We start from the raw sequence: 24,665 nt of genomic DNA on the forward strand, positions 1-24,665 counted from the left end.
CGGTTAGACTTATGCCAACTTTTACAGTACCAATTATACCTATTTTCATTTTTATTTTAGATAGTTAAAGCACAATTTGAGGAGATAATATGGTACTTGTCTCTGAGTTCGCTACTTGACCGATACCTAAAAAATTGCCGTCTCGATCGTAAACCTGCAACGGATAGGGAGGTTGGGGTATTGGGTTGTGGGGGGGATTGTTCGTACTTTTCTCCTCTCCCCCGATCGGCGTTTCTGGAATCGGGAGGCGCTGTCCTTGAAACCAGCGTTTGGTATATTCAGGGGAAAGGACGATCGCCCCTAAATGCCCCAAAACCGCTGATGGCAAAATCGGGCAGAATTTATTCTCCTGCAATTGCAGTTCCAATTGTTCAAAACTGAGACTTTCCTCGATCGAAAAACCGCTACTTTCGGTGCGAGTCAAACAAGCCAAAGTACCGCCTGCATTCAACACAGCGCCCAAATCCCGCGCGATCGCCCGAATGTAAGTACCCGCCCCGCAGGCGATCGACAAATCCAATTCAGGAAAATCCCCCGATCGCCAATCCAAGATTTCCAGCCGAAAAACCTCGACATTCCTAGCAGCAACTTCTACAGCTTCCCCTTTTCTAGCTAACTCATAAAGGCGTTTTCCTCCCACCTGAACCGCACTAAAACTCGGCGGAAATTGCTCGATTTTTCCTAGGAATTTTGGTAGTGCAGCTTGCACTTTTTCCAAACTCAACTCTGGCACCGGTCGAGAATTGATAATTTCTCCTTCTAAATCGTCAGTAGCAGTAGTTAAGCCAAACCGAATCGTGCCTCGGTAAGCTTTATTGTGTTGGAGATATTGCAGCAGTCTGGTTGCTTTGCCCAGGGCGATCGGTAAAACGCCAGTCACAGCAGGATCGAGGGTTCCTCCGTGTCCGACTCGCTTCAGTTTCAATAGCCGGCGCACTCGCCCCACGCAGTCGTGAGATGTCATGCCGGCAGGTTTGTTGAGATTGAGAAAACCGTCAGTAGTCATTAGGAAGAAGGAAGAAGGAAGAAGGAAGAAGGAAGAGGCAAGAAGGCAACGAAGCAGTGTACGGCATTTAACGGAGAGAAGGAAGCAGGAAAAAGGAAGATGAAAAGTTTTGAGATTGCTTTATTTGGGAACGCTAAAGCTAACGTTAATCACAACGCTACAGCGGTTTTGAGTTAAAAAGTTCAACATTGAAAACTTAAAACTAATAAAGTACCCGCCAGCCCAATTATCAATTCCCAATTCCCAATTCCCAATTACCCATTAAAGAATAAAGTCCGCCTGACTGATAGAAGTGCGGGCAACTCCGAATAAAGTAGCCAGAGTTTCCTTGGTGCTTGTAAGCTGAATAATTGTACTCGGCGAAGTTCCGGCCCCAGTGGAAATGGTGAGTTCGCCAAAGGTGAGGCCGGCAGTCAAGCGAATTTGATCGATACCATCTGTAAAGTCTGTAATCACATCACCATCTGCCAAACGCCCGATCGCAAAAGTATCGTTTCCGGTGCCGCCAGTTAAAGTATCTCGCCCGCGATCGCCCGATAAACAGTCATCGCCGATGCCACCAAACAGCGAGTCATCGCCGGCACCCCCAAAAAACGTGTCATTACCCGCGCCGCCCAACAAAGTATCGGTGTCTCGCTGGCCAAACAGCAAATCATTGCCGTCCTCGCCTAGCATTGAGTCAGAACCATTGCCGCCGTAGAAAGTATCGTCGCCGACGCCGCCCAAAACGCTGTCGCGGCCGGCACCGCCGAACAGCAAATCATTGCCAACGTCGCCCAGCAGTGAGTCATCGCCGTCCCCGCCGTAGAGGCTATCGTCTGCGCCTAAGCCCAAAATGCTATCAGGGCCACCCAAACCAAATATCAAGTTAGCGCCCGCAGTACCTCTGAGGGAGTCAGGGCCGGTGGTGCCCCGAGTGCCGCCAGGTGATCCTCCGGGACTGGTACCGTTGGTGGGGGTTGGGGTTGTGACGGGAATTGGTCGAATTGGCACTGCTGTTGGCATGATTCTGAAGATGGGTAGAAATTTGCAATTCTAACTTAGCTTAAAAGCGGAGGTGATAAGCTCGCCAACCGCCCAGATCAGAAATATCGATCGCATCCGCCACAGCATAAGGTTCGCACAAAAAGCCCTGCACCGTGGAGCGGTCCTCCAACACCAGCGTACCAATTCCCAGGGGCGGGGGAATTTTAGCGACAAATCCGCCGAAAGCGGAGATCGACAGCTCCCAAACTTCCACCTCGATCGCGCTACCGCCCTCTATCTGACGCACCAATCCCGGCTTGCCAAGAGCAGTACCCGTTAAAGCATACAGCTTGTAAATCGGGCTGGTACGGCAGGAACGAACCAAAATTCCTCCCCCCTGGATTAGTTGATAATTCAGCGGCTCACCGCTCAAATGAGCGCCAACTACGGCTATTTTGACTCGTTCTTCTGAGGAAGATTTGGCGGCGCTGGCGGGTTCTGGGACGGTTGGCAGCGGTAGGTTGGTTGCGCCCAAAGTTCCCCCCAAGCTAGCGTGGAAAGCAGCTCCCAGGCTGCAGAGCGATAAATCGTGCCACGCAGGAGCCATCAGTGTCAATCCTGCGGGCAATCCGCTGCTTTGAAACCCGCTGGGAACTGCGATCGCACACAAATCGAGCAAATTCGCAAAGTTCGTGTAGCGCCCGAGATTGGTGTTGAGCGCGATCGGCTCGGCTGCAACTTCTGCGACAGTATAAATCGTGCCTGTCGTGGGAACCGCCAACACATCCATTGACTGCCACTGAATTTCTGCCTGCTGGCGGAGCTCGGCCAACCGATAGGACGCGCGGTAGGCAGAGACGGCATCGTAGCGTTTGCCGCCGCTGATAATTTCGTAGACGATCGGATCTATATCCTCTGGGTGCGCGTCGAGGAAATCGCCGATCGCGGCAAACCTTTCTGCTACCCAAGGGCCGCCGTAGAGCAGTTCGGCAGCATCCGCAAAGGGTTTGAAGTCAATAGGTGCGATCGTGCAGCCCAAAGATTGCAAGCGCGCGATCGCCTCCCGGTAGCGCTGTTCGGCTTCTGCATTCCCAAAAAATTCGAGTTCGCCGTCTCCGGGAACCCCCACCCGCAAGCGGGATAAATCCGGCAAAACTTTCGTTTCAGGGTGACGAGAAAACGCATCCTCAGCGTCAAAACCGCTGGCTACTTGCAGCACGGAGGCCGCATCCGCACAGGTGAGAGCGAACACAGAAACGCAATCGAGCGATCGCACCGCCGGCAGCAGGCCGCGAGTGCCGATCGATCCGCAACTTGGCTTCAGCCCGACAATGTTGGTAAAAGCAGCGGGAACCCGCCCCGATCCTGCGGTATCGGTACCCAGAGCAAAACTCACCAATCCGGCCGAGACTGCTGCTGCGGAACCGGAACTCGATCCGCCCGGGATGTAGCGCGAATCGAAGGGATTGCGGCAAACTCCATAAGGCGTGCGGGTTCCCACTAATCCTGTGGCAAACTGATCCATGTTTGTTTTGCCGATCGCGATCGCACCTGCCGCGCACAGGCGCTCTACGACTGCGGACGATCGCGCTGGAGTGCTAGCAAACGGAGGACATCCCGCCGTAGTCGGAACGCCCGCCCAATCGAGATTATCTTTGATCGCAAAAGGTATCCCGTAGAGCGGCAATTGTTGCGGGTCTAGGTTTTGCAAGGCTTTGGCGCGTTCGAGGGTTTCCGCCAGCGGTGCTAAATAAATCCATACTGCCGGATCTGCATAGCGTTCGATCCGATCGTACACGCTCGCGATTACATCTGCAGGCGCGATCGAGCCGGTGCGGTAGCGATCGAGCAGCGAATGAATGTCGAGACTGTTGCTGTAGTTAAATTTTTCCATAATGCACCGTCAGTCGATTTTAGATTTTAGATTTTAGATTTTAGATTGAACAATTGAGTTTACAGGCTTTGCTGGGCGATCGTTATTACTCACGCCCAGAGTACCATTCTCAAGAACAGGCTGTCCGGCCTGTTCCACAAAGAGTGTATTTCTTTCTTGTTGTGGGGTGGGCATCCTGCCCGCCCATAAAAGGCTTATTGAGAATGGTGGAACATCTCAGTTATTACAAATAGGATGTTAGTTTACCGCATTGGCATCGTACTCGCATCCAGTCTAGGACTCGAACTATTTCTTGAGAAATATTCAACCCTGACCTTGCGGGTTTCGTCTTTGTGGGCAGGCCAACTTGGCGATTTCCCATCGCCCCGTCTCATCGCCCGGTTTAATCTTCCAAAAATTTTAATTTTACAAATTCCAGAAAAACCGTTTTTTGTAACATTTTACACATTTTCGCATCAAGTTTGCTGTTACCGTTTGAAACGTAGCAATCTAGTAAGATTGCAAACTACAGTATGCTTACCTTTCAAAAAGCTAAGTGCATTGCTGTTACTGACAGTCTCGAATAACTCCTTGGGTTGCAAACAGGACTTATACAGACAAAAACCGAAAAAATTAACCGCTTCTAGGGTTCCGATTTGAATCACTTTCTAACTCCGTTTAGAAAGTTCAGGTGCTGGTCCGAGAGAAGCAGACTGGTTCTCCCAAGATTTTAATTTTAGGGAAACACTAGCCAGTTACACGGCGGGATAAAAGCCCGGGAGAAACGCGATCGGTCATCAAGACTCGGTTCGTTAGCTCTCGGGCTTTATCCTTGTATATCAGGGGGGTTTGCGGAAGCTAAGGAAGCCAAAGAAGGTGCAAAAGCTCGATCGATATATTCACCTCTAACCAGCAACCAGAACCTGCTATGAATATCCCATATTGCTCCCCCAAAATAACGCGATCGCCCTTATCCTACTGCGCCCTATTTGTCATCACCTTGTTTTTTGCTGTCGGCTGCGTCAACCCGGCAATTTATATCAAAACCACGACAGAAACCGAAGCAGCTTCTTCAGTAAGTGCTAACGCAGTTCGCCTCGGATTCAGCGCGTGGCCCGGCTGGTTTCCTTGGCAAATTGCCAAAGAACAAAAGATATTTGAAGTCAACAATGTTCCTGTAGACTTAAAATGGTTTGACGGCTACTTAGAATCGATCAGCACCCTCACAGCAGGACAGATAGATGCTAACAGCCAAACCCTCGGCGATACAGTAAACTCGATATCGGGCGGCGCCGACCAAGTAATTGTTTTAGTCAACGACAACTCGACGGGCAATGACAAAGTGATTGTCGCTGAAGGCATCAATTCCGTTGCCGATTTGAAAGGTAAAAAAGTGGCGGCAGAGGAAGGTACAGTCGATCACTTTCTATTACTGTTAGGGCTGAGGAAAGCAGGTTTATCAGTGCGGGACATTCAATTTGTACCGCTGGAAACCGGCAAAGCTGCGGCGGCTTTCGTCGGAGGGCAAGTTGATGCGGTGGCAGTATTTGCGCCGTTTACCACGCAAGCATTAAAACGCTCGAACAGCAAGGAACTGTTTAGTTCCAAAGATTTTCCAGGGGCGATTTCCGACCATTTGGTATTCACCCGAAAGTTTATCGACGAACACCCCGATCGAGTGCAAGCCCTGGTCAATTCATGGTTTGCAACATTGGAATACATGAAAGCAAATAAAGAGAAATCTTACGAAATTCTCGCAAACCGCGCCGGAGTTAGCGTTGAGGAATACAAAGAATATGAAAATGGCACTAAAATATTTACGATTGAGGAAAACTTGAAAGCCTTTCAACCGGGAAATGACATGACATCATTGCAGTTTGCTGCGGCAGAAATGACTAAATTCCTCGTCGATGTAAATTTAGCCAAAACCCAACCAGATATCAGCACATTATTTGACGATCGCTTTATCAAAGCTTATGCAGAAGGTAAAAGCTAAAAGGCATAATTTACGATTGTGCAGACACAAAAAACCTAAAAAAAAATACTTTTTATAATCCCCAAAATCTACTTCAATTACTCGCTAAACTGTTCTGCCATTAAATCATGCCACCAAATCCCGAACCCCGATCGATCCAATCCCACCTCAAGCAAAAAAGCCTAAATCCCACCGTTTTCTGGCGGATTGCGGAAGAGATACCACAACCCCTCAATATTGGGTTAACGGTAACATCGATCGCACTGCCGGTGCTGCTGTGGTGGCTAGTAACAACTTTCGCCAACGTAGACCCCAAATTTTTGCCTTCCCCCGGCAAAGTTTTAGAGGCATTTGGTCGGCTGTGGAACACTCGCGAACTTTTGAAAGATACGGTAGCGAGTTTGTGGCGGGTGGGAGTGGGCTTTCTGTTCGCCTTGGTTTTTTCCATACCAATTGGCGTGCTGATGGGCAGTTTTTCCAGTATTCGTGCCTTGCTTGAACCCATGTTCGGCTTGATGCGATATATGCCCGCACCAGCATTCATTCCCCTACTAATTCTTTACTTGGGCATCGGCGAAGAACCCAAAATAATGCTGATATTTATCGGCGTCTTTTTCTTCAATTCGCTGATGGTGATGGATACGGTCAAGTTTGTTTCAAAAGACTTGATCGAAGCTACTTATATGTTGGGGGGGAATCGCTGGGAAATCCTAACTCAAGTTATTTTTCCCCACGTTTTGCCGGGAATTCTTGATGCTAGCCGCATCAACCTAGCTGCGGCTTGGCAATTGGTAATCGTTTCGGAGTTGATTGCGGCAACCGAAGGCTTAGGCCGCCGGATTAGTGTCGCCGGTCGATTTCTCCGAACCGAGGAAATATTTGTGGGGCTGATTGTCATTGGGGCGATCGGACTGACTTTTGACTTGCTTTTTCAATATCTGCTGCGGGTTTCTTGTAAATGGTCAATTCAGAAACAGTAAGCAGATTTTGAAGGAAGAAGGAAGAAGGAAGAAGGAAGAGGGAAGAAGGCAGTGGTGTCAAATAAAAATGAAACCCACGCTAGCTATCGTTTTTAGTCCTAAAGTTTACAGATTTTGGGAATGAAAAAATCAATTTTTTACTTACAATACAGAGGATAAACTCATGTTTCTACAAATCAACAACCTGCACAAAAACTTTGAAACTAAAAACGGTAAATTAGTTGTCCTCAAGGACATCAATATGAGCATTAAGCAAGGCGAATTTATCTGCGCGGTAGGGGCATCAGGTTCGGGTAAATCAACTCTGTTGAGGCAGATTGCGGGATTGGACAAGCCGACAACAGGGGAAGTGAAAATTGACGGCAAGGAAGTTGTTTCGCCTGGGCCGGATCGAGGTATGGTATTTCAGCATTACACTCTTTATCCTTGGATGAACGTGCAGGAAAATGCCGAGTTTGGCCTCAAACTTCAAGGCGTGTCGAAGAAAAAGCGGCGCGAACAAGCGAGCTATTATTTGAGTGTGGTAGGATTGACGCAGTTTGCTTCGTCGCTGCCGAAGGAATTGTCGGGCGGGATGAAACAGCGGGTGGCGATCGCCCGCGCCCTCGCTTCTGAACCTAAAGTGTTATTAATGGATGAACCTTTCGGCGCATTGGATATCCACACTAAAGAATCGATGCACGAATTCATGCTCGATTTGTGGCGCCGCACTCAGATTACAATCTTTATGATTACCCACGATGTCGAAGAAGCGGTGTTTCTTTCCAATCGGATTTATGCTTTGGGCGCTCGTCCCGGTACAGTGAGAAAGGAAATGTCGATTAATTTGCCCGATCGCACTCCCAGCATTAAACGGCACGCCAAATTCCACGATTACCGCGACGAACTCATGGATTTGATGCGGAAACACGGACAAGAAGCAGTTGCAATGGCTGCTTAAATAGAAATAGGTTTGTATTTGCACTTTTTGGGCGGGCAGGATGCCCACCCCACAAGAAAACTCACTCTTTGTGGGACGGGCATCTTGCCCGTTCTTGAGAACGGTGCAAGATGTAAACGGACAGGAAGCAGTTGCAATGGCTGCTTAGATAGAAATAGGTTTGTATTTGCACTTTTTGCACCCGCGCCAACAGTACAACGGCCAACCTAAGTAAGTGGAAACTTAACATCTTGCACCATTGTCAATTACCTATTTAGGAACGGGCAAGATGCCCGTTCCACAAAATTCAATATTATTGTGGAACGGGCATCTTGCCCGTTCTTGAGAATGGTGCAAGATATCAGTAGAGATAAATATTACTTTGGGAGAGGGTAAGTTTTGCCACTACAAAATACTATTGTTTTGTTTCGCTGACCCCCCCAAATACATCAAGAGGAACTTATGGTGCAACTATCATCGATCGACACAAACTCAGAAATCGATTCAAGCCTCGTATTAATGCAAGAAACCGTACCGGGCGGCGCGTACTGGTCGGGGGTCATCAAGCGGGGAAACACCCTGCGAATCACCGATTTAGAAGGCTCTCGCGGCGTTTCCATGCTGTGCTACAACGCTGACAATGCGATCGAACGTTTCAACGCAGCAGACACCGCCAAAATTCAATTCAACGCCTTTCTCAAACAAGGCATGGTGATCTACACAGACATGGGACGCATCCTATTTTCCATCACCCAAGACACCTCCGGCTGTCACGATTTGTTAGGAGGATGCAGCAACGCCGTTAGCAATACCAAAAAATACGGCGAAGGAGACTGGAAAAACTCCCGCGACAACTTCCTCAAAGCCCTAACTCGGTGGGGATTGAGCAAAAAAGATATTATGCCCAACCTCAACTTATTTACTCGCATTGCCGTCAAACCCGACGGCACGATGGAGTTTCGCGAAGGCTGCGAAAAACCGGGAAGTTTTATCGATTTGCGAGCAGAAATGAACGTATTGACAATTATCTCTAACTGCCCCCACATCCTGCATCCTGGTTCAATTTACGATCCAAAACCCATCCAAATTCAGATTGTGAAATCCCCCGCACCCGCACCAGACGACTTGTGCCGCACCGCCAACCCGGAAGCCGTGCGCGGGTTCATCAACACCGATGCTTTGTTCGTGCAATAAACCCTCGATTACACAACTCAATCTTGTCCGCATCAATCTGCGGTGAAATATTCTACAATTTCCTCACAAAAAGTGAACCATGACTGCAACTACCCAACAACTTCTCGATCCAAAAACTGCAATTTATAACGAAGTTTTACCAGCCACATATCCCTGGGCTCGTGTCATCAAAAAAGGACAGATTCTCCGCATTGTAGATTTAGGCGGAAATCAAGCAGTAGATTTTTTAGTTTACAATGCCGATGACCCTTCCGAACGCTACAGCGCCCCCGATACGATCGTCAATCAAGGCAACATCTTTGTCACTACAAACAGCCAACTCATTTCCAATGAAGGGCGAGCCATGATGACCATAATTGCTGACTCCTGCGGGCGGCACGATACCTCCGGCGGCGCCTGTAGCTGCGAGAGCAATTCGGTGCGGTTTGGGCTAGATAAAAAATACCAGCACGCCTGTGTTGAAAATTTCCTCGCCGCAATTCTTCCCTACGGTTTGGGTAAGCGAGATTTAGTCAGCAATATCAACTTCTTTATGAATGTTCCGGTTAGCGAAGATGGCACGCTTGAAATTGTTGACGGCATCTCCGATCCGGGAAGTACAGTTGATTTGCGAGCCGAAATGAACGCGCTGGTTGCTATTTCTAACTGCCCGCAAATGAACAATCCTTGCAATGCTTACAATCCTACGCCGATTCAGTTGATAGTTTGGGATGCGGTATAGGTTGTAGCTGCATACCCGCCAGAAACCGCCAGGGATTTAAACCCCTGGCTAATAGCTAAAGTCCTCTAAAGAGGACTGAAGAATCGATTGCCCATTAGCAATTATCAATTATCAATTAGCAATAACCAATTAGCAATAACCAATTACCTAAATGTTTAACAAAGTTTTGATTGCAAATCGCGGTGAAATTGCCTGCCGAATTATCCGCACGCTCGATCGCCTCGGAATTGCTTCAGTAGCAGTATATTCGGAAGCCGACGCCCACGCCAAACACGTTTTCGCCGCCAGCGAAGCCGTTTGTATCGGTGCAGCCGCCGCAGCCGAGAGTTATTTGCGGTTCGATCGCATTCTCGAAGTTGCGCGCCAAACAAAAGCTCAAGCTATTCATCCGGGTTACGGCTTTTTGAGCGAAAATGCTGAATTTGCCGAAGCTTGTGCAAGCGAAAATATTGCATTTATCGGCCCGACTCCGAGTCAGTTGCGCTGCTTTGGATTGAAGCACACCGCGCGGGAAATAGCCGCTGCAAATCAAGTGCCGCTAACTCCCGGAAGCGAACTTTTAGCAAGTTTAGAGGATGCCCAAAAAGCGGCTGGGGCGATCGGCTATCCGGTAATGCTCAAAAGTACCGCAGGCGGCGGCGGCATCGGTTTGCAGGCTTGTTTTGGCGATCGAGATTTGGCAGAAGCATTTGAAAAAGTACAGCGTTTGAGTCAAAGCAATTTTAAACAAAGCGGCGTTTTTTTAGAGAAATACATTCAAACAGCCAGGCACATTGAAGTCCAAATCTTTGGAGATGGCAAAGGAAATGTTATAGCCTTGGGCGAGCGAGATTGTTCGGTGCAGCGGCGCAATCAAAAAGTAATTGAAGAAACCCCCGCCCCTGCTATTAGCGACGAACAGCGAAATCAGTTGTACTGTGCAGCAGTGCGGCTGGGAAAAGCGGTAAATTACCAGTCAGCCGGTACTGTTGAATTTGTCTTTGATGTCGATGCGAAACAGTTTTATTTCTTGGAAGTCAACACGCGCTTGCAAGTTGAACACGGTGTCACTGAAGCTGTCAACAACATCGACCTCGTTGAGTGGATGGTAAAACAGGCTTCTGGAGATTTGTTCCCCCTGGAAGAGTACCGCTATCGGCCGCAGGGACACTCAATTGAGGTGCGAATTTATGCGGAAGATGCCGGCAAGAATTTTCAGCCGAGTTCCGGGTTGCTGAATCAAGTTGCCTTTCCCGAAAACGTCCGCTGCGACAGTTGGATAGAAACCGGCACGGAGGTTACTCCTTTTTACGATCCGCTGCTAGCCAAAGTAATCGTTTGCGGGGATAATCGAACGCAGGCGATCGCTCAACTCAAAGCTGCTTTAGATGCCAGTGAAATAGCAGGAATTGAAACTAATTTAGATTACCTCCGCCAGATTTTAGACGATTCCAGATTCAACCAAGGTGAACTGAGCACGCGCTTTTTAAACTCTTTTGAATACGCACCTTTAACGATCGATGTATTGGATGGGGGAACCTACAGCAGCATTCAAGATTATCCGGGGCGGATTGGCTATTGGGATGTTGGCGTGCCGCCTTCTGGGCCGATGGATCATCTGGCATTCCGATCGGCAAATCGTTTAGTAGGAAATCCCGAATCGACAGCAGGATTGGAATTCACAGCTACAGGTCCAACTCTGCGCTTTAATGCCGATACAGTTATTAGTTTGACCGGTGCAACTATGAAGGGAACGCTAAACGGCGAATCGGTGCCGTTTTGGACGGCTGTTCCCGTCAAAGCGGGCAGCATTCTTAAGTTAAAAGGCATTCAAGGCGGCGGCTACCGCACTTATTTAGCGGTAAAGCACGGCTTTAATGTCCCCGATTATTTGGGCAGCAAATCAACTTTTGTACTGGGCAAATTTGGCGGACACGCGGGCCGCACGCTGCGTCCGGGAGATGTGCTTAAACTGCTTCAAACTGCAATTCTGGAAGCGGAAATATCTTTGCCTCCCGAACTAATTCCCACCTACAGCAATAATTGGGAAATCGGCGTTTTGTACGGGCCTCACGGCGCGCCGGATTTCTTTACTGAGTCAGACATCGAAATGTTTTTCTCCACAGAATGGCAGGTGCATTATAACTCGACGCGGACGGGCATTCGGCTGATCGGCCCGAAGCCGACTTGGGCGCGTCAAGACGGAGGAGAAGCGGGTTTGCACCCGTCTAACATTCACGATAATGCTTACGCGATCGGCACGATCGATTTTACGGGGGATATGCCTGTAATTCTCGGTCTAGACGGCCCGAGTTTGGGAGGTTTTGTGTGTCCTGCTACTATTGTGCAGTCGGAATTGTGGAAAATCGGGCAACTAAAACCGGGGGACAGCATTCGCTTTCACTGTTTGAGTTTTACTGAAGCTTTGCAGCGGGAATTAGCACAAGATAAGCAAATTGCTACTTTTTGTTTGCCTGTTTTTGGGGAAAATGCGGAGGAATTGCCCGCCGTTTCCGCCTCTCCAATTTTGCACGAAATTTCCGAATCTCCGCGACAGGTTGCTGTTACGTACCGTCAAGCTGGTGATAAATATATTCTAGTTGAATACGGCCCGTTGGTGCTGGATTTAAATTTGCGTTTTCGGGCGCACGCCTTGATGGAACAGTTGAAAGCAAATCCGTTGCCTGGTGTTATCGAATTAGTGCCGGGAATGCGATCGCTCCAAATTCACTTTGACAGTCGCCAGATTTCGCAACAGCAGCTAATGCAGGCGCTGATTGCGGCTGAGGCGGAACTTCCGGCGATCGAGGATTTGGAAGTGCCGGCGCGAATTGTGCACTTGCCTTTATCTTGGGAAGATGAATCGACGCTGTTGGCCATTGAAAAATATATGCAGTCTGTGCGATCGGATGCACCTTGGTGTCCCAGCAATATTGAGTTTATTCGCCGCATCAACGGGCTTGACAGCATCGAACAAGTCAGAGAAATTGTATTTAATGCTAGCTATTTAGTGATGGGTTTGGGAGACGTTTATTTAGGCGCGCCCGTCGCAACTCCCCTCGATCCGCGCCACCGTTTGGTTACTACTAAATACAATCCCGCCCGCACTTGGACTCCTGAAAATGCCGTTGGTATTGGCGGCGCGTATTTGTGCGTTTACGGGATGGAAGGGCCGGGAGGTTATCAATTTGTCGGCCGCACGGTACAAATGTGGAATCGGTTCAAAAAAACGGCGGATTTCCAGTCTGGTAAACCTTGGCTTTTGCGCTTTTTTGACCAAATCAGATTTTATCCGGTTTCTCATGAGGAATTGCACCGCTGTCGGGAAGAATTTATTGAAGGTAAGTTTAAATTAAAGGTTGAGGAAATCACTTTTAATTTGAGAGAATACAATGAGTTTTTGCATTCTATTGCGGGCAGTGCTGCTGAGTTTAAAGCGCAGCAGCAGGCGGCATTTAATGCAGAGCGCGATCGCTGGGCCGCATCCGGGGAATTTGAAGCTGAATCTGCCCCAGAAGCCTCGGCGGATGTGGGTTCTGAAACGGCGGCGGAGGTTACTTTGCCGATCGGTAGTGAGGCAGTTGTCGCTCACGTTTCGGCCAATGTTTGGCAGGTGCTAGTTAATGTTGGAGATGCGGTTGCTGAGGGCGATCGCCTGTTAATTTTGGAAGCGATGAAAATGGAAATTGCTATTACTGCTGATGTTGCGGGCACTGTTGCCAAGTTGTTTTGTGAAAAAGGGCAAACGGTGACAGCCGGACAAATTTTAGCGGCTGTTCAACCGAATTAATCCCTGTGTTGTCAGTTCGGGGACAGGGAGAAGCTAGGCAGCAACCAAATCAGTAACTACTCGGCGTTGCATAATTGCGGGATGATTTTGATTGTTTTGTGGGATGGGATATCGTAGCCCGAAGGCGTGTATTTTCACAGCAGGCGGGACACCCCACAAGAATCATCATCAAATTGTGCAACCCCCGCTCATTTAATGAAGGTTTAGCAGCAGTTATGGCTTCAAAAGGGTGGGGAGATATCAATCAAGCAGGTCAGTGGGCGATCGCCCCCCAATTTTCGGCTGCGGGGAGTTTTTCGGAAGGCTTAGGCGCTGTCAAGCGCGATGGCAAATCTGGCTTTATCCATGAAACTGGAAAGCTAGGCATTTAGCAGGTTGGGGCTTTGTTTAGGCTTTAAATTTGTTGAAGTTTCGTTAACTTAACTCCAGCAGCCCAGAATTGACCGGCCAACCATCCTGAAATACCAGCAATTCTCCCGGCTGAATTTGCGTCCAAACTTCGTTATCTGTCAGCGGAAAAGTGGCAATAACAGCCACGCGATCGTCCTCCTTGGTCAATTCCCGAAAATCGACAGTTACATCTTCGTCGATCGAGTGAGCGCTAGCAAAAGGTGCTTGTCGCACAATATAATGCAGATTAGTAGAACAGTGGGTGAACAAGTGTTCTCCATCGGAAAGTAAATAATTAAAAATTCCGTGTTCTGCCAAAGTCTTAGTAATTTCATCCAGTACCGGGTAAATTTCCGCTAAAGCAGGCTTACTTTGAGGAAAAGTGGAGCGCAGCTTTTCTAATATCAAACAGAATGCTTTTTCGCTGTCAGTTTTGCCAACAGGTTTGTAAACTCCGGCACATTCTGGATCAAAGTTTTCGAGATTTCCGTTGTGAGCAAACACCCAATAACGTCCCCAAAGTTCCCGAATAAAAGGGTGGCAGTTTTCCAGAGCAATTTCGCCTTGCGTAGCTTTGCGGATGTGAGCAATGACGTTAGTTGAATGAATGGGATAGCGACGCACTACTTCTGCAACCGGAGAAGCAATCGCCGGTTTAGAGTCTATAAAAAGGCGACATCCCAAACCTTCAAAGAAAGCAATTCCCCAACCGTCTTGATGAACGTCTGTTTTGCCCCCCCTTGCAGAAAAACCCTCAAAAGAAAAGCAAATATCTGTCGGAACATTGCAGTTCATTCCCAGTAATTGGCACATAGCTTTTAAGTCTCTGGAGTGTGGATCGATCGCGCAGCCATTGGCAGCTACAGATTTGCGGTGATAATATTATAGTATTAAGGGCTTCAATAAGTTAAATATACTTAATATTTTTGCGGGGTCAACGGTAATGATACTGAAGCCAAAAACTTGGCGAGCGCTAAAAAAATCGCTCGTGTTTCCCTCGGAACGATGTTAACCGATAAATCGCTGTACACTTTTTCCCGTGTTGACAGCGAGTATAAAATGTTAGCCGATATCCGGGAAGGAATTGATAGGACTTTGATGGTTTGGCAGCACCGTTTGAAGGCATATAACAATCAGCCGGTCATTCACATCATCAAAAATTATGGAAAGATTAGTTTGCTTAAATGCTCTGGGAAATGAATCTGGTGTTTATGAGTGGTGCTGAAAAAAAAGATATATACTGTATAAAAAGCTAAGCAATGGTGTATTTTGGTTTAGATTATATCCGCCCCCCACACCATTAATATTACTACTTAACTATCCGAGCGAGAGCGAGATGTTTTGATTAAAATTAAAGGCAATGACATAGGAATGTCTGAGGAAATAATATTGCAGATTTTTGATTTTTCCTTCATTACAAAATCTTTAAAAAAAACGGGAACCGGATAGTCAATCAGGCGTCACATAGGGGAAGAAACCGAGGACGGCACTGTGACTTGTTCGTCGGTTTTGGGAGAAGTAATGCAATTTACGATCGCCCTTCATCTCGAATAGTGCGTCAAGCGTAGCTATCCCGTAGGAAATCACGCTTTGTCTCACTTTTTGGGCTTTTTTCTCACACAGTATAAACAGCAGGAAAAATCATAAGTGCGATCGACAAATTTGGAAAATCCTTAGCAGCTTAATACTAGGATTGGGATGGCAGGCATTATTCAGCATTCCAGCCTTAGCAGAAACGACTGATCCTGAAACAACAGCAAATAGTGCAAATTCGGAAGCTCCAGTTAATGAATGGTATCAATTACCCGCACCGACAAATAATCTAGCGGATAATTTCGATCGTAATCCCGATCGCAAATTAGTCGAAAAAGCTGACAATGTAGAGGAAACTTCACCGATAAACCCCACATCGGAGCCACCCGTACCTATCGCCAGTGAGATAGAAACTCACCTCTCGGAAGCCACCGAAACGCAGCCCGCCCCAATACCCGCATTAGTTGAAGAAAATAAATTAGAAAATCCCCCATTAGTTTACCCTGGTGACAACTCACTAGAACAAGTTACATCAGTTTCCCAACTCAGCGACGTACAGCCAACAGACTGGGCATTTCAAGCATTGCAATCCTTAGTAGAAAGATACGGCTGCATAGCTGGATACCCCGACGGAACCTATCGCGGAAACCGCGCTATAACGCGCTATGAATTTGCAGCCGGAGTCAATGCTTGTTTAGATACAATCCGCGAGTCCATCGCCAAATCAACTGAAAGTCTAGCTAAGCGAGACGACTTAATAAAACTACAAAAATTGCAAGAATAATTTGCCGCCGAAATGGCCACAATGCGAGGCCGAGTGGATGTGCTAGAAGCGCGAGCTACCGAACTAGAAGCCAATCAATTTTCAACAACAACTAAGCTATCAGGATTCACCGTTTTTGGAATACAAGGGCGCACTCCCAACCGTGCAGATCGCGCTCCCAGAGACGGCAAAAGGGATACCGAAGACCCCGGTACAAATGTCAACTCGATCAACTTCACTCAATTATATTTAACCACCCAATTTAGTCCTAGAAGTAACTTATTAATCGGTTTTTACAACCAGAACGGAACCAATTCACCACAATTAACCGAAGACGTAAACGTTGCTTATAATTTAGGAGAAACTCCTGGATTTACTATCAGCGACCTCAACTACCGCTTTCTGGTCGGTGACAAATTGGCAGTGTTTGCAGGGACAGCAGGAGTTAACATGGTAACTGGTTTTCGAGGGCCGAATCGGGCCGAAAGTGCAGCTTCCGGTTTCCTTTCTGCGTTCGCCCAAAGAAACCCAATTTTGAACACTGGTTTGGGTTTAGGCGGCATCGGCATTGACTGGCAATTTGCGAATCGAGCCAGTTTGCAAGCAGTTTATTCTACTAACATTCCCGGATTTTTCGTCAGTTCTAACGGGTCTCAAGGCCACAATACATTGGGCGTACAACTAACTTTAACGCCAGCCGAGCCAGTAGATGTTACTGTCTATTATGTTAACGATTATTCGCCCGATGGTAATTTGATTAGTTTGGCAGGCGATCGCCAATTGACTGCTATCAATCCTAGCACAAATAAGTCCGAACCTTTGCAAACAAATGCAGTGGGAGCCCGTTTAAATTGGCGCATTTCATCGCGAATTTCTTTGGGAGGTTGGGCTGGTTATACTAATTCCCGCATTCCGGGTCAATCTGGTACAGTAGCAACTACAAATTATATGGTTTTTGTAAATTTTCCCGATTTGTTTAAAGCAGGAAACTTAGGAGGAATTTATATCGGGCAACCGCCTAAAATTGTCAGCAGCAATTTACCTACAGGCAATAACGTTCCTGATTTTTTAGATACGGGTTTAGGGCGATCGGGCGGCCAACCCGGAACGACTACTCATGTAGAGGTATTCTACCGCTGGCAGGTGAATGATAATATCAGCGTCACCCCTGGATTGATCTTGATTTTTCAACCCGGTCACACTCCCGATAGCGACCCGATCTCAGTTGGTGTATTGAGAACTTCATTCTCCTTTGAAGAGTTTAATCCTGTGGGGCCGGGTTTAGTAGATCGCCCACTGCAAACAATTTTGGCGAACCCGCCCCACAGGAACGAACCACAAGAAAATTTAATTTTGTGGAATCGAAATCTTGCCTGTTAAGCGAGAAAAGTGTTTTTCGGTCAGCCGACAGTAATTAAAACCCCAGCGGGATGTCCTAATATTTTTTCTCAGTAAAAACCCCCTATCTTTACTCAAACTTTACACTTAATAGTAATTTCTCCGTTTGTATCGTTTTTCCCTCCCTACAAATACGTAATTATTAAGTTTAAAAAAATACGCATTAACACGCTTCAAGTATAAGTTTTTCTAACTTAATCTATTATTAAGAAGCAGTAGTAATACTTCTTTAAGTTTAGGTTTAGATAAATATGATTAAATCCACGGGCTATTTTTGGTGTCTGAGCTTTGCTGTAATTTCTGCTATAGCTGCCTATCCGTGTCAGGCACAAACGACGGTAAAATCGCCGATAAATGTAACTAAAACACAGGATCTCACCAGTACCGAGTCACCCGAGGTTACTAACAGTTCTGTTAGCAACCTCGGCAAAACTCCTAACAATTCTAAATCTTTTACCGTCTCAGAATTGAATAGCACACCTCCTAACTCTAGTTCTCCTATAACAACTCCTCAAAATCAATCTGCACGCACAAATCCATTAGGATGCAGATTTTTTGATATTCCTTCAATGCAACAATAAATTTTCCTGCATCTCTTGATAAATAGAATACCCTAGCTGAATAGAGGGCAATTGTTTTTGAGCATCGCCCTCTCTTTGCGCGATCTTACTTGCTAAGAAAATTATATGTAGTAAAAAGGATTGATGAAATTAACTCTAGTTTAAATATTATCGGGGAAAGTCTGAAAGTTGTTTGATATCCTTCAAAACTATTTGAGGCTTCCCTTTGTACTGTTCTACCTTCCCACTGACATACACATATCCCCGTCCCAGACCCGCATAACGCTTCTCGATTAGCCGCTTTAAGGGAGCTCTTTCATCAGTTTCAGCATCTGGTATCCACAAATCTAATTTATGATACACTGAACCAGCATAAATTAGAGCGCTGCTGCCGATCCATTTATTAATTCCCGCCTGCAAATCGCAGAAAATAGTAATAGATTTAGCCCTCTCAGAAGCCGCTAATATTTTCGGGTAGTGCAACCTCAAAGAAAGCGCTCCTCCTGTTGCTTCCGACAACCGAAACTCTTCAACAATTGAGGCTCGCATCGACCACCAAGGCAGTAAATTAGCATAGTTGCGAGAGGGGATTTTGGCATTGATAATCGGATTCCAAATCATCAGATTGTAAGCTTTTGCTGCCGATTCTGCCTCAGTCATTTGGCGGTGATACAGTCTCGATCGCCCGTATTTCACAAAGTAGGGACTCCAGCCTTCTGCAATCAGTTTCAGATTATAATTTTCTCCCTCTTTATGCACGTAACAGAGGAGACGCCCGTAGTTATCGCGGTGTTTTTCCACCGCAATTTCTATTTGGTCATCTGTATCAAATTCTATGTCAACTGTAGCAAGTCCGCCATCTGCTGTGGCGAAGTATTTTTTAGCCATTTCCGAAGCTGCTTTACCCGCCGCAGTTATAGGTTTGGAGCCTCCCGAATGACTTTCTTCGGTATCGACGCAAATCAGGCGCAGAGACTCGGTTTTTCCGTTGAGAAAAATTTTGATGCTGTCGCCATCAACTACTTTAGTTATTTGCAGGTTCGGAATTCTGGTTGCCATATTTTGAACCCTGTTGCATTTGAGATTTCATGCAGGTATCGCTTGGATTATACACGAGTTCGTTATCACTAGCAACTGGAATTTGGGTTTTTTATATTAAAATTTGCCAACAGTCGCGTATTTTATCAAGTCTGGAAAAAAATCACGAAAATCCGATTCTAAGCGTTGATAGTTAGCTGTCAAATCTTCTATGCCGCTTGCCAAGTTATTTGTGCGTTTGACTCGCGCCGACATTCTTGTAAGAGTGATGCCGATTTCGGCAATTTCCTGATAAGATGAAAGCAAGTCGCGGGCAATTATTGTGGGCAGCACCCGCTGGAGAGAGTCAGGTAATATATCGCGATTGTCTTGCAGGATTTTATAGACATCCTGAGAAAAATCCCGGAGCGGAATTTCTGAATATTCCAGCCAATTTTTAGCTAAGAAGTGGTCGTAAAACACGTCAATCAAAACTCCAGCAAACCTTCGTCTGTGGGAAGAAACAAGGCTTTTACTCGATCGCACTATTGGGTGAGAGTCCGTGTAGCTATCTACTTTGCGGTGCAAATCAATGCCCTTTCTAATTTCCTCGGGATAAAGGTTGACTGCCGTTCCTTTGACAAAATCTCCTAAGAGGTTGCCAATCAAGGATTCTGGGGTGCCTTCTGATAAGAATAGATGAGCCAAATAATTCATTGCTACAGTAAAAATATCTAAGATAGCATAAGGAGAAACAGTAAGGTGCGGCGAGTCGTGCACCCTACTGCTATTAAGAACCTGCCCTGAAAAAAATCTCCCTACGAACCGCCGCGCAATTTATCCAAAACCGTCCGGTCTTCCAAGGTTGAAGTATCTCCAGAAACCTCTTCTCCCGCAGCTAAAGAACGCAGCAAACGCCGCATAATTTTGCCGCTTCGCGTTTTCGGCAAAGCATCGGTAAATCGAATTTCGCCGGGACGGGCGATCGCCCCAATTTCCTTAACAACGTGCTGCTTCAATTCCTTAGCCAATTCATCGCTAGGTTGCTGCGAGTTGTCCAGCGTGACAAAAGCCACAATGTCCTCACCTTTAATCTCATCCGGTTTACCAACAACCGCAGCTTCCGCCACCGCTGGATGCGATACCAAAGCTGACTCGACTTCCATCGTGCCGAGTCGGTGTCCGGCCACATTAATTACATCGTCAACGCGGCCCATTACCCAGAAATAACCGTCTTTATCCTTGTGCGCGCCGTCCCCTGCAAAGTACACAAATTCGCCATCTTTCGGGTGCAAATATTCCCAATAAGTGCGGCGGAAGCGATCGGGATCGTTGTAAAGTGTACGCATCATTCCCGGCCAAGGATGTTTCACCACTAAATAACCGCCACTTTCGTTAGTTACTGGTTCGCCATCTTGGTCAACAACATCGACCACAATTCCAGGGAACGGTAGGGTTGCAGAACCGGGTTTTGTAGGAATTGCACCGGGCAAAGCGGTAATCATAATTCCCCCGGTTTCTGTTTGCCACCAAGTATCGACGATCGGACAATTCGAGTTGCCAATTACTCGTTGATACCACATCCAAGCTTCAGGATTGATCGGTTCGCCGACGGTTCCTAACAATCGTAAAGATGACAAATTGCGCGCGTTGGGCAAGTGTTCGCCCATTTTCATGAATGTTCTGATCGCAGTGGGTGCAGTGTAGAAAACGGTGACGCCGTATTTTTCGATCACATCCCAAAAACAGCCTGGGTTGGACGCGCGGGGCGCACCTTCGTACATGATTGTGGTCGCGCCGTTGGAAAGCGGGCCGTAGACTATGTAACTGTGGCCTGTAATCCAGCCTACGTCTGCGGTGCACCAGTAGACATCGGTATCTTGAAGGTCGAAGATCCACTTGGTTGTCATGTGGGTGTAAAGGTTGTAGCCACCTGTGGTGTGGACGACTCCTTTCGGTTTGCCGGTACTGCCGCTGGTGTAGAGTACGAACAGCATATCTTCGCTGTCCATTGGTTCGGCGGGGCAGTCGGCGGATGCGTCTTTTTGCAAGTCGTGCCACCAAAGATCGCGCCCGGGTTCCATGTGCACTTGCTGTTTGGTACGCTGGACGACGATAACGTTGGTAACGCTGGGTGTGACGTTGTTGGCGAGGGCTTTGTCTACTTGTTCTTTGAGGCCAACTGCTGCATCTTTGCGGAAGCCACCGTCAGCGGTGATCACGAGTTTTGCTTGGCCGTCGTTAAGCCGATCGCGCAAAGCTTCTGCACTAAAACCGCCAAAAACAACGCTGTGTACTGCACCGATTCTGGCGCAGGCTAGCATGGCGATCGCAGCTTCGGGAATCATGGGCATATAAATGCCAACGCGATCGCCTTTTTGGACTCCCAATTGTTTGATGACGTTCGCCATTTGGCAGACTTCGCGGTGGAGTTGCGCGTAGGTGAGGGTGCGGGAGTCTCCGGGTTCGCCTTCCCAAATCAGGGCGGCTTTATTTTTGCGCCAAGTGGTTAAGTGGCGATCGAGACAATTGTAAGAAATGTTAATTTTGCCGTTGACAAACCATTTAGCAAAAGGCGGCTGCCAGTCGAGCACGGTATTCCAGTTTTGGAACCAGTGCAATTCTTGGGCGGCGAGTTCTGCCCAGAATGCTTGGGGGTCAGCTTTGGCTTTATCGTAGAGGGCTTGGTACTCTTCTAGGCTTTTGATGTGAGCTTTTTCGGAGAATTCAGCGGGCGGCTGAAATAGCCGTTTTTCTTGCAGAATTGATTCGATGGTATCTTGTGACATCGTTCTTAACTTTTATTTCGGTTAGTCTTTGTAACTATTGTTTGCATAAGTTGGGGCCGAAGTATGTTTATTTTCCTTAAGACTTTGGGAAATTTTGTAATAGGTTGAGTGGTTGTTCTTTTTTTGCTCGCCGATGAATGCCGATTAATGCAGATGAGGAGGATTATTTAGCCTATTTAATGCTTAATTATTATTAGTAACAATTGTGCTACAAGTTTTGAAATTGTACTTTTGTGTAAATTATCTCAGCTATAATTAGGTAGTTAGTTAAATTTAATTAAATGAAAGCTATTACGCAAAATTTAGAAGCAAGCCAACTTTCTCTAAACGACGTTCGCCGCATTTTCAAATTGGAAAGACAAACAGGAGGAGGTTTTACTGATTTTTTCTCTCTGGAACCTCTGACGGATTTTGAACAGCAGGAATTATTGCTAATCGGTAATCACTTTTGGCGTCATCTAGAAGCAGGGAAAGTTTCTGCAAAACTGGTTAAGTTTTTAGTGCTTTCACCATTAATGAGATTAGCAGGATTTTTTGATATTTCGCTCGTGCTGACAATGGAAGATAGCATCCCGATCGAGGTTGAGGATGGGGATACTTTAATTAAAGGGCGGTTGGATATCTTAGCCGTAAATCAGCCGGATGCAGAACTCGCGGCGGCACAGTTTTGGATTTTGGTAGTCGAGGCGAAAAATAGTGCGATCGATCCTTGGGCCGGTTTGCCGCAATTGCTGACTTATGCTTATAAAAGTTTGCAGCAGCAATCGTCTGTTTGGGGATTGACGACGAATGGACGTAACTATCAGTTTGTGTATCTGACGCGGGGCAATCCTTGCACTTATCAGATTTTACCGGAATTGAATTTGATGGACAAAGAGCGATCGCTCTTGTTGGCGCAAGTCTTGAAAGCTATTTGCAAGTTGCAGAATGTGCAGTTGCAGTTGGCTTAACAAGGGCGATCGCATCCCCGATTTACGGTGAGGGTGGAGTTGTGCGATCGATCGGTGGAACCTTTTGTACAGGAGTTGGCGGTTGTTCAGTCCGCAAAAGTCCGATCGTACTTGGTGTTAAAGGAATCGTCACTAGGAGGATGGGTAGAAAAAATTTCTCTAACAACCATTTGATATCTGACTTAGACAGCTTCTTCAAAAAGTTCAGTCTATTATTCGGTTTTTCTGGTTTCATTTTTTTTGATCTCTATTTATTTCCACTTCCTACGATATCTGGATTTTTTGTGTTCGCGGGCGATCGTCAATTTAGCCTCCCAAATTAGTTTTTAAGTAAAGTTTTGAAGAGATTGTGAGTTGCGATTGAATGATTTGTGAAAGAGTTTGTGAGAAAAAACTCACAAATCACTTTTGGCTTAGAAATTTGTGAAAATTAACTAGGAATTGAATGAACAGCTATCCTAAAGCTCTGAGTTATGCTAATTTAAGAGAAATTAGGCAGGTTTGAGGCTGAGGTGGAATGGAGAAGATGACTAAACAGGAGCTTGAGGCTATCTATACAGACAAGCTTACAACAAAACAGCGTCGAGTGCTAAATGAGTTCTTGAAAAATAAGCCCGACCAACAAATCGCTAACTCTCTCTCCCGAAAAGTAACGAGGTCGTGTGTCAGCGTTCATATTTCAAAGATTTGCCAGTCATTTAATATCAAAAATGAGCCGAGTGTAGGATATACGCAACGTGACGAGTTGATTGAATTATTTGTCAAATATAAACCTGACTTAGTTTGCCCAGAGTTATTAAAGGAATTCGGGGAAAGAACCCCTGAAGCTCCAAAAGCATTAGAATTGCCAGAAGGGCCAGTGCGATTAAATTCTGAGTTTTATATAGAGCGTTCCCGAATGGAAGCTGACTGTTATGAGCAGATTTTAGGACGGGGGTCAATGATTCGCATTAAAGCTCCCAAGTTAATGGGAAAAACTTCTCTATTAAATCGCATCATCGAACGCGCAAAAACGCAGGATTATCGATTAGTGCGTTTAGATTTTAGAGATGCTGAAACAGAAATTTTTAGTAACTTAAATAAATTTTTCCACTGGTTTTGCTTGAATATCAGCCAACAGCTCAAACTAGAATCTAATATCGATAAATATTTACAGGGGCGCGGCGGAATTCTCGTAAATTGCAAAAACTACTTTCAAGCTGAAGTTTTAGAAGCTATAGATTGTCCTTTAGTCTTGGCTTTAGAAGAAATAGACTGTATTTTTTCTTATGAGGAAATTGCCCGAAACTTTCTGAGTATGTTACGAAGCTGGTTTGACGAAACTACGAAAACAGACATTTGGGAAAACTTGCGAATGGTGCTGCTCCATTCTACAAATGTGTACGTGGAATTACCTGTTAATCAATCACCATTTAATGTCGGGTTTTCAGTAGACTTGACCGAATTTAGCCAGCAAAATATTCTCGATTTAGCCCGCCGCCATCAATTATTTTGGGGAACTGATGAAGTGGCGGCATTGATGGCAATGATAGGCGGTTATCCTTATCTGGTACGCAAGGCGCTTTATCATTTGAAGGATTCCAATCTATCTTTAGCAGAAGTTTTGCAAAATGCAGCTACAGATGTGGGAATTTACCGCCAGTATTTGCAGAGTCACTGGGCAAATTTGCAAAATTATTCTGAACTCAAAGCGGCTCTCCAACAAGTTGTTTGTGCAGACAGTGCGGTCAACTTAGAACAGGTGCTAGAATTTAAGTTATTGAGTATGGGTTTAGTCAAGCAAAATCAGCATGGTATCACTCCTAGCTGTCGGTTATATCGGGATTATTTTGCAGAAAAATTTCTAGATTAGAGTCGGGAGT

Annotated in this window: 19 protein-coding genes, 1 pseudogene and 1 riboswitch; of the genes and pseudogenes, 12 read left to right on the forward strand and 8 right to left on the reverse strand. The window is 46.4% G+C overall.

Going from position 1 to position 24,665, the window contains the following annotated elements:
• Positions 1-64: 64 nt before the first annotated feature.
• Positions 65-1,006, reverse strand: coding sequence for a tRNA pseudouridine(55) synthase TruB (gene truB, locus QUA62_RS02340; protein ID WP_333402202.1), 942 nt, complete (start codon positions 1,004-1,006; stop codon positions 65-67).
• Here truB and QUA62_RS02345 point away from each other — a divergent pair.
• A complete protein-coding gene (locus QUA62_RS02345; protein WP_333402325.1) occupies positions 963-1,109 on the forward strand; it encodes a hypothetical protein in 147 nt (48 codons plus the stop codon). The two genes, truB and QUA62_RS02345, sit on opposite strands and share 44 nt — an antisense overlap.
• A gap of 158 nt (positions 1,110-1,267) precedes the next feature.
• Here the strand turns inward: QUA62_RS02345 and QUA62_RS02350 are convergent, their stop codons facing one another.
• A complete protein-coding gene (locus QUA62_RS02350) occupies positions 1,268-2,011 on the reverse strand; it encodes a calcium-binding protein (protein ID WP_333402203.1) in 744 nt (247 codons plus the stop codon).
• 40 nt (positions 2,012-2,051) lie between these two features.
• The gene (atzF, locus tag QUA62_RS02355; RefSeq protein WP_333402204.1) at positions 2,052-3,866 is read right to left on the reverse strand and encodes an allophanate hydrolase; all 1,815 of its coding nucleotides are present in this window, start codon (positions 3,864-3,866) and stop codon (positions 2,052-2,054) included.
• A gap of 611 nt (positions 3,867-4,477) precedes the next feature.
• Positions 4,478-4,629, forward strand: a riboswitch (guanidine-I (ykkC/yxkD leader).
• Between the two features lie 144 nt (positions 4,630-4,773).
• On the opposite strand from atzF, the gene QUA62_RS02360 reads away from it, so the two are divergent.
• From QUA62_RS02360 to QUA62_RS02390, 7 genes are all read left to right on the forward strand, one after another.
• Positions 4,774-5,841 (forward strand): ABC transporter substrate-binding protein, encoded by a 1,068-nt coding sequence (locus QUA62_RS02360; RefSeq protein WP_333402205.1) that lies wholly within the window; start codon positions 4,774-4,776, stop codon positions 5,839-5,841.
• A gap of 107 nt (positions 5,842-5,948) precedes the next feature.
• Positions 5,949-6,800, forward strand: coding sequence for an ABC transporter permease (locus QUA62_RS02365; RefSeq protein ID WP_242716821.1), 852 nt, complete (start codon positions 5,949-5,951; stop codon positions 6,798-6,800).
• 163 nt (positions 6,801-6,963) lie between these two features.
• On the forward strand, positions 6,964-7,740 hold the full coding sequence (locus QUA62_RS02370; protein ID WP_006630934.1) for an ABC transporter ATP-binding protein: 777 nt from the start codon (positions 6,964-6,966) through the stop codon (positions 7,738-7,740).
• Between the two features lie 441 nt (positions 7,741-8,181).
• Positions 8,182-8,913, forward strand: a complete 732-nt coding sequence (locus QUA62_RS02375; RefSeq protein WP_333402206.1) for an urea amidolyase associated protein UAAP1 — start codon at positions 8,182-8,184, stop codon at positions 8,911-8,913.
• Positions 8,914-8,992: 79 nt separating this feature from the next.
• The gene (locus QUA62_RS02380) at positions 8,993-9,634 is read left to right on the forward strand and encodes an urea amidolyase associated protein UAAP2 (protein ID WP_006630936.1); all 642 of its coding nucleotides are present in this window, start codon (positions 8,993-8,995) and stop codon (positions 9,632-9,634) included.
• A 151-nt stretch (positions 9,635-9,785) separates the two neighbouring features.
• Positions 9,786-13,403 carry an urea carboxylase gene (uca, locus tag QUA62_RS02385; RefSeq protein ID WP_333402207.1) on the forward strand — a complete coding sequence of 1,206 codons (3,618 nt, stop codon included), beginning with the start codon at positions 9,786-9,788 and terminating at the stop codon, positions 13,401-13,403.
• Between the two features lie 215 nt (positions 13,404-13,618).
• Complete coding sequence (locus QUA62_RS02390) at positions 13,619-13,774, forward strand: WG repeat-containing protein (protein WP_333402208.1); 156 nt, start codon at positions 13,619-13,621, stop codon at positions 13,772-13,774.
• A 43-nt stretch (positions 13,775-13,817) separates the two neighbouring features.
• Here the strand turns inward: QUA62_RS02390 and QUA62_RS02395 are convergent, their stop codons facing one another.
• Positions 13,818-14,606 carry a class II glutamine amidotransferase gene (locus QUA62_RS02395; RefSeq protein ID WP_333402209.1) on the reverse strand — a complete coding sequence of 263 codons (789 nt, stop codon included), beginning with the start codon at positions 14,604-14,606 and terminating at the stop codon, positions 13,818-13,820.
• Positions 14,607-14,798: 192 nt separating this feature from the next.
• Here QUA62_RS02395 and QUA62_RS02400 point away from each other — a divergent pair, with 192 nt between their 5' ends.
• A complete protein-coding gene (locus tag QUA62_RS02400; RefSeq protein ID WP_333402210.1) occupies positions 14,799-14,993 on the forward strand; it encodes a hypothetical protein in 195 nt (64 codons plus the stop codon).
• 424 nt (positions 14,994-15,417) lie between these two features.
• Positions 15,418-17,343, forward strand: a pseudogene (locus QUA62_RS02405) (iron uptake porin); the annotation flags it as partial.
• Positions 17,344-18,215: 872 nt separating this feature from the next.
• Here QUA62_RS02405 and QUA62_RS02410 read toward each other — a convergent pair.
• The 3 genes from QUA62_RS02410 to acs all read right to left on the reverse strand — a co-directional run bounded on the left by QUA62_RS02410 (position 18,216) and on the right by acs (position 21,853).
• Positions 18,216-19,106 (reverse strand): thermonuclease family protein, encoded by an 891-nt coding sequence (locus tag QUA62_RS02410; RefSeq protein WP_333402211.1) that lies wholly within the window; start codon positions 19,104-19,106, stop codon positions 18,216-18,218.
• A gap of 96 nt (positions 19,107-19,202) precedes the next feature.
• Positions 19,203-19,844, reverse strand: a complete 642-nt coding sequence (locus QUA62_RS02415) for an ACP phosphodiesterase (protein ID WP_333402212.1) — start codon at positions 19,842-19,844, stop codon at positions 19,203-19,205.
• 38 nt (positions 19,845-19,882) lie between these two features.
• The gene (gene acs, locus QUA62_RS02420) at positions 19,883-21,853 is read right to left on the reverse strand and encodes an acetate--CoA ligase (RefSeq protein WP_333402213.1); all 1,971 of its coding nucleotides are present in this window, start codon (positions 21,851-21,853) and stop codon (positions 19,883-19,885) included.
• Between the two features lie 281 nt (positions 21,854-22,134).
• Between acs and QUA62_RS02425 the strand changes: the two genes are divergently transcribed.
• A complete protein-coding gene (locus QUA62_RS02425; RefSeq protein WP_333402214.1) occupies positions 22,135-22,803 on the forward strand; it encodes a restriction endonuclease subunit R in 669 nt (222 codons plus the stop codon).
• Positions 22,804-22,825: 22 nt separating this feature from the next.
• Here QUA62_RS02425 and QUA62_RS02430 read toward each other — a convergent pair whose 3' ends face one another.
• Positions 22,826-23,038, reverse strand: coding sequence for a hypothetical protein (locus QUA62_RS02430; RefSeq protein ID WP_333402215.1), 213 nt, complete (start codon positions 23,036-23,038; stop codon positions 22,826-22,828).
• A gap of 291 nt (positions 23,039-23,329) precedes the next feature.
• Between QUA62_RS02430 and QUA62_RS02435 the strand changes: the two genes are divergently transcribed.
• Entirely contained in the window at positions 23,330-24,655 is a 1,326-nt protein-coding gene (locus QUA62_RS02435) for an AAA-like domain-containing protein (protein ID WP_333402216.1), read from the forward strand.
• The last annotated feature ends 10 nt before the right edge of the window (positions 24,656-24,665 follow it).

The organism is Microcoleus sp. MON1_C1 (assembly GCF_036701945.1).
Taxonomy (GTDB): domain Bacteria; phylum Cyanobacteriota; class Cyanobacteriia; order Cyanobacteriales; family Microcoleaceae; genus Microcoleus.

What these genes read in the sequence shown, in the direction of transcription:
- QUA62_RS02345 (WP_333402325.1), top strand. Translation starts at nt 963, where the DNA reads ATGCCGGCAGGTTTGTTGAGATTGAGAAAACCGTCAGTAGTCATTAGG.
- truB (WP_333402202.1), bottom strand. Translation starts at nt 1,006, where the DNA reads ATGACTACTGACGGTTTTCTCAATCTCAACAAACCTGCCGGCATGACA.
- QUA62_RS02350 (WP_333402203.1), bottom strand. Translation starts at nt 2,011, where the DNA reads ATGCCAACAGCAGTGCCAATTCGACCAATTCCCGTCACAACCCCAACC.
- atzF (WP_333402204.1), bottom strand. Translation starts at nt 3,866, where the DNA reads ATGGAAAAATTTAACTACAGCAACAGTCTCGACATTCATTCGCTGCTC.
- QUA62_RS02360 (WP_333402205.1), top strand. Translation starts at nt 4,774, where the DNA reads ATGAATATCCCATATTGCTCCCCCAAAATAACGCGATCGCCCTTATCC.
- QUA62_RS02365 (WP_242716821.1), top strand. Translation starts at nt 5,949, where the DNA reads ATGCCACCAAATCCCGAACCCCGATCGATCCAATCCCACCTCAAGCAA.
- QUA62_RS02370 (WP_006630934.1), top strand. Translation starts at nt 6,964, where the DNA reads ATGTTTCTACAAATCAACAACCTGCACAAAAACTTTGAAACTAAAAAC.
- QUA62_RS02375 (WP_333402206.1), top strand. Translation starts at nt 8,182, where the DNA reads ATGGTGCAACTATCATCGATCGACACAAACTCAGAAATCGATTCAAGC.
- QUA62_RS02380 (WP_006630936.1), top strand. Translation starts at nt 8,993, where the DNA reads ATGACTGCAACTACCCAACAACTTCTCGATCCAAAAACTGCAATTTAT.
- uca (WP_333402207.1), top strand. Translation starts at nt 9,786, where the DNA reads ATGTTTAACAAAGTTTTGATTGCAAATCGCGGTGAAATTGCCTGCCGA.
- QUA62_RS02390 (WP_333402208.1), top strand. Translation starts at nt 13,619, where the DNA reads ATGGCTTCAAAAGGGTGGGGAGATATCAATCAAGCAGGTCAGTGGGCG.
- QUA62_RS02395 (WP_333402209.1), bottom strand. Translation starts at nt 14,606, where the DNA reads ATGTGCCAATTACTGGGAATGAACTGCAATGTTCCGACAGATATTTGC.
- QUA62_RS02400 (WP_333402210.1), top strand. Translation starts at nt 14,799, where the DNA reads ATGTTAACCGATAAATCGCTGTACACTTTTTCCCGTGTTGACAGCGAG.
- QUA62_RS02410 (WP_333402211.1), bottom strand. Translation starts at nt 19,106, where the DNA reads ATGGCAACCAGAATTCCGAACCTGCAAATAACTAAAGTAGTTGATGGC.
- acs (WP_333402213.1), bottom strand. Translation starts at nt 21,853, where the DNA reads ATGTCACAAGATACCATCGAATCAATTCTGCAAGAAAAACGGCTATTT.
- QUA62_RS02425 (WP_333402214.1), top strand. Translation starts at nt 22,135, where the DNA reads ATGAAAGCTATTACGCAAAATTTAGAAGCAAGCCAACTTTCTCTAAAC.
- QUA62_RS02430 (WP_333402215.1), bottom strand. Translation starts at nt 23,038, where the DNA reads ATGAAACCAGAAAAACCGAATAATAGACTGAACTTTTTGAAGAAGCTG.
- QUA62_RS02435 (WP_333402216.1), top strand. Translation starts at nt 23,330, where the DNA reads ATGACTAAACAGGAGCTTGAGGCTATCTATACAGACAAGCTTACAACA.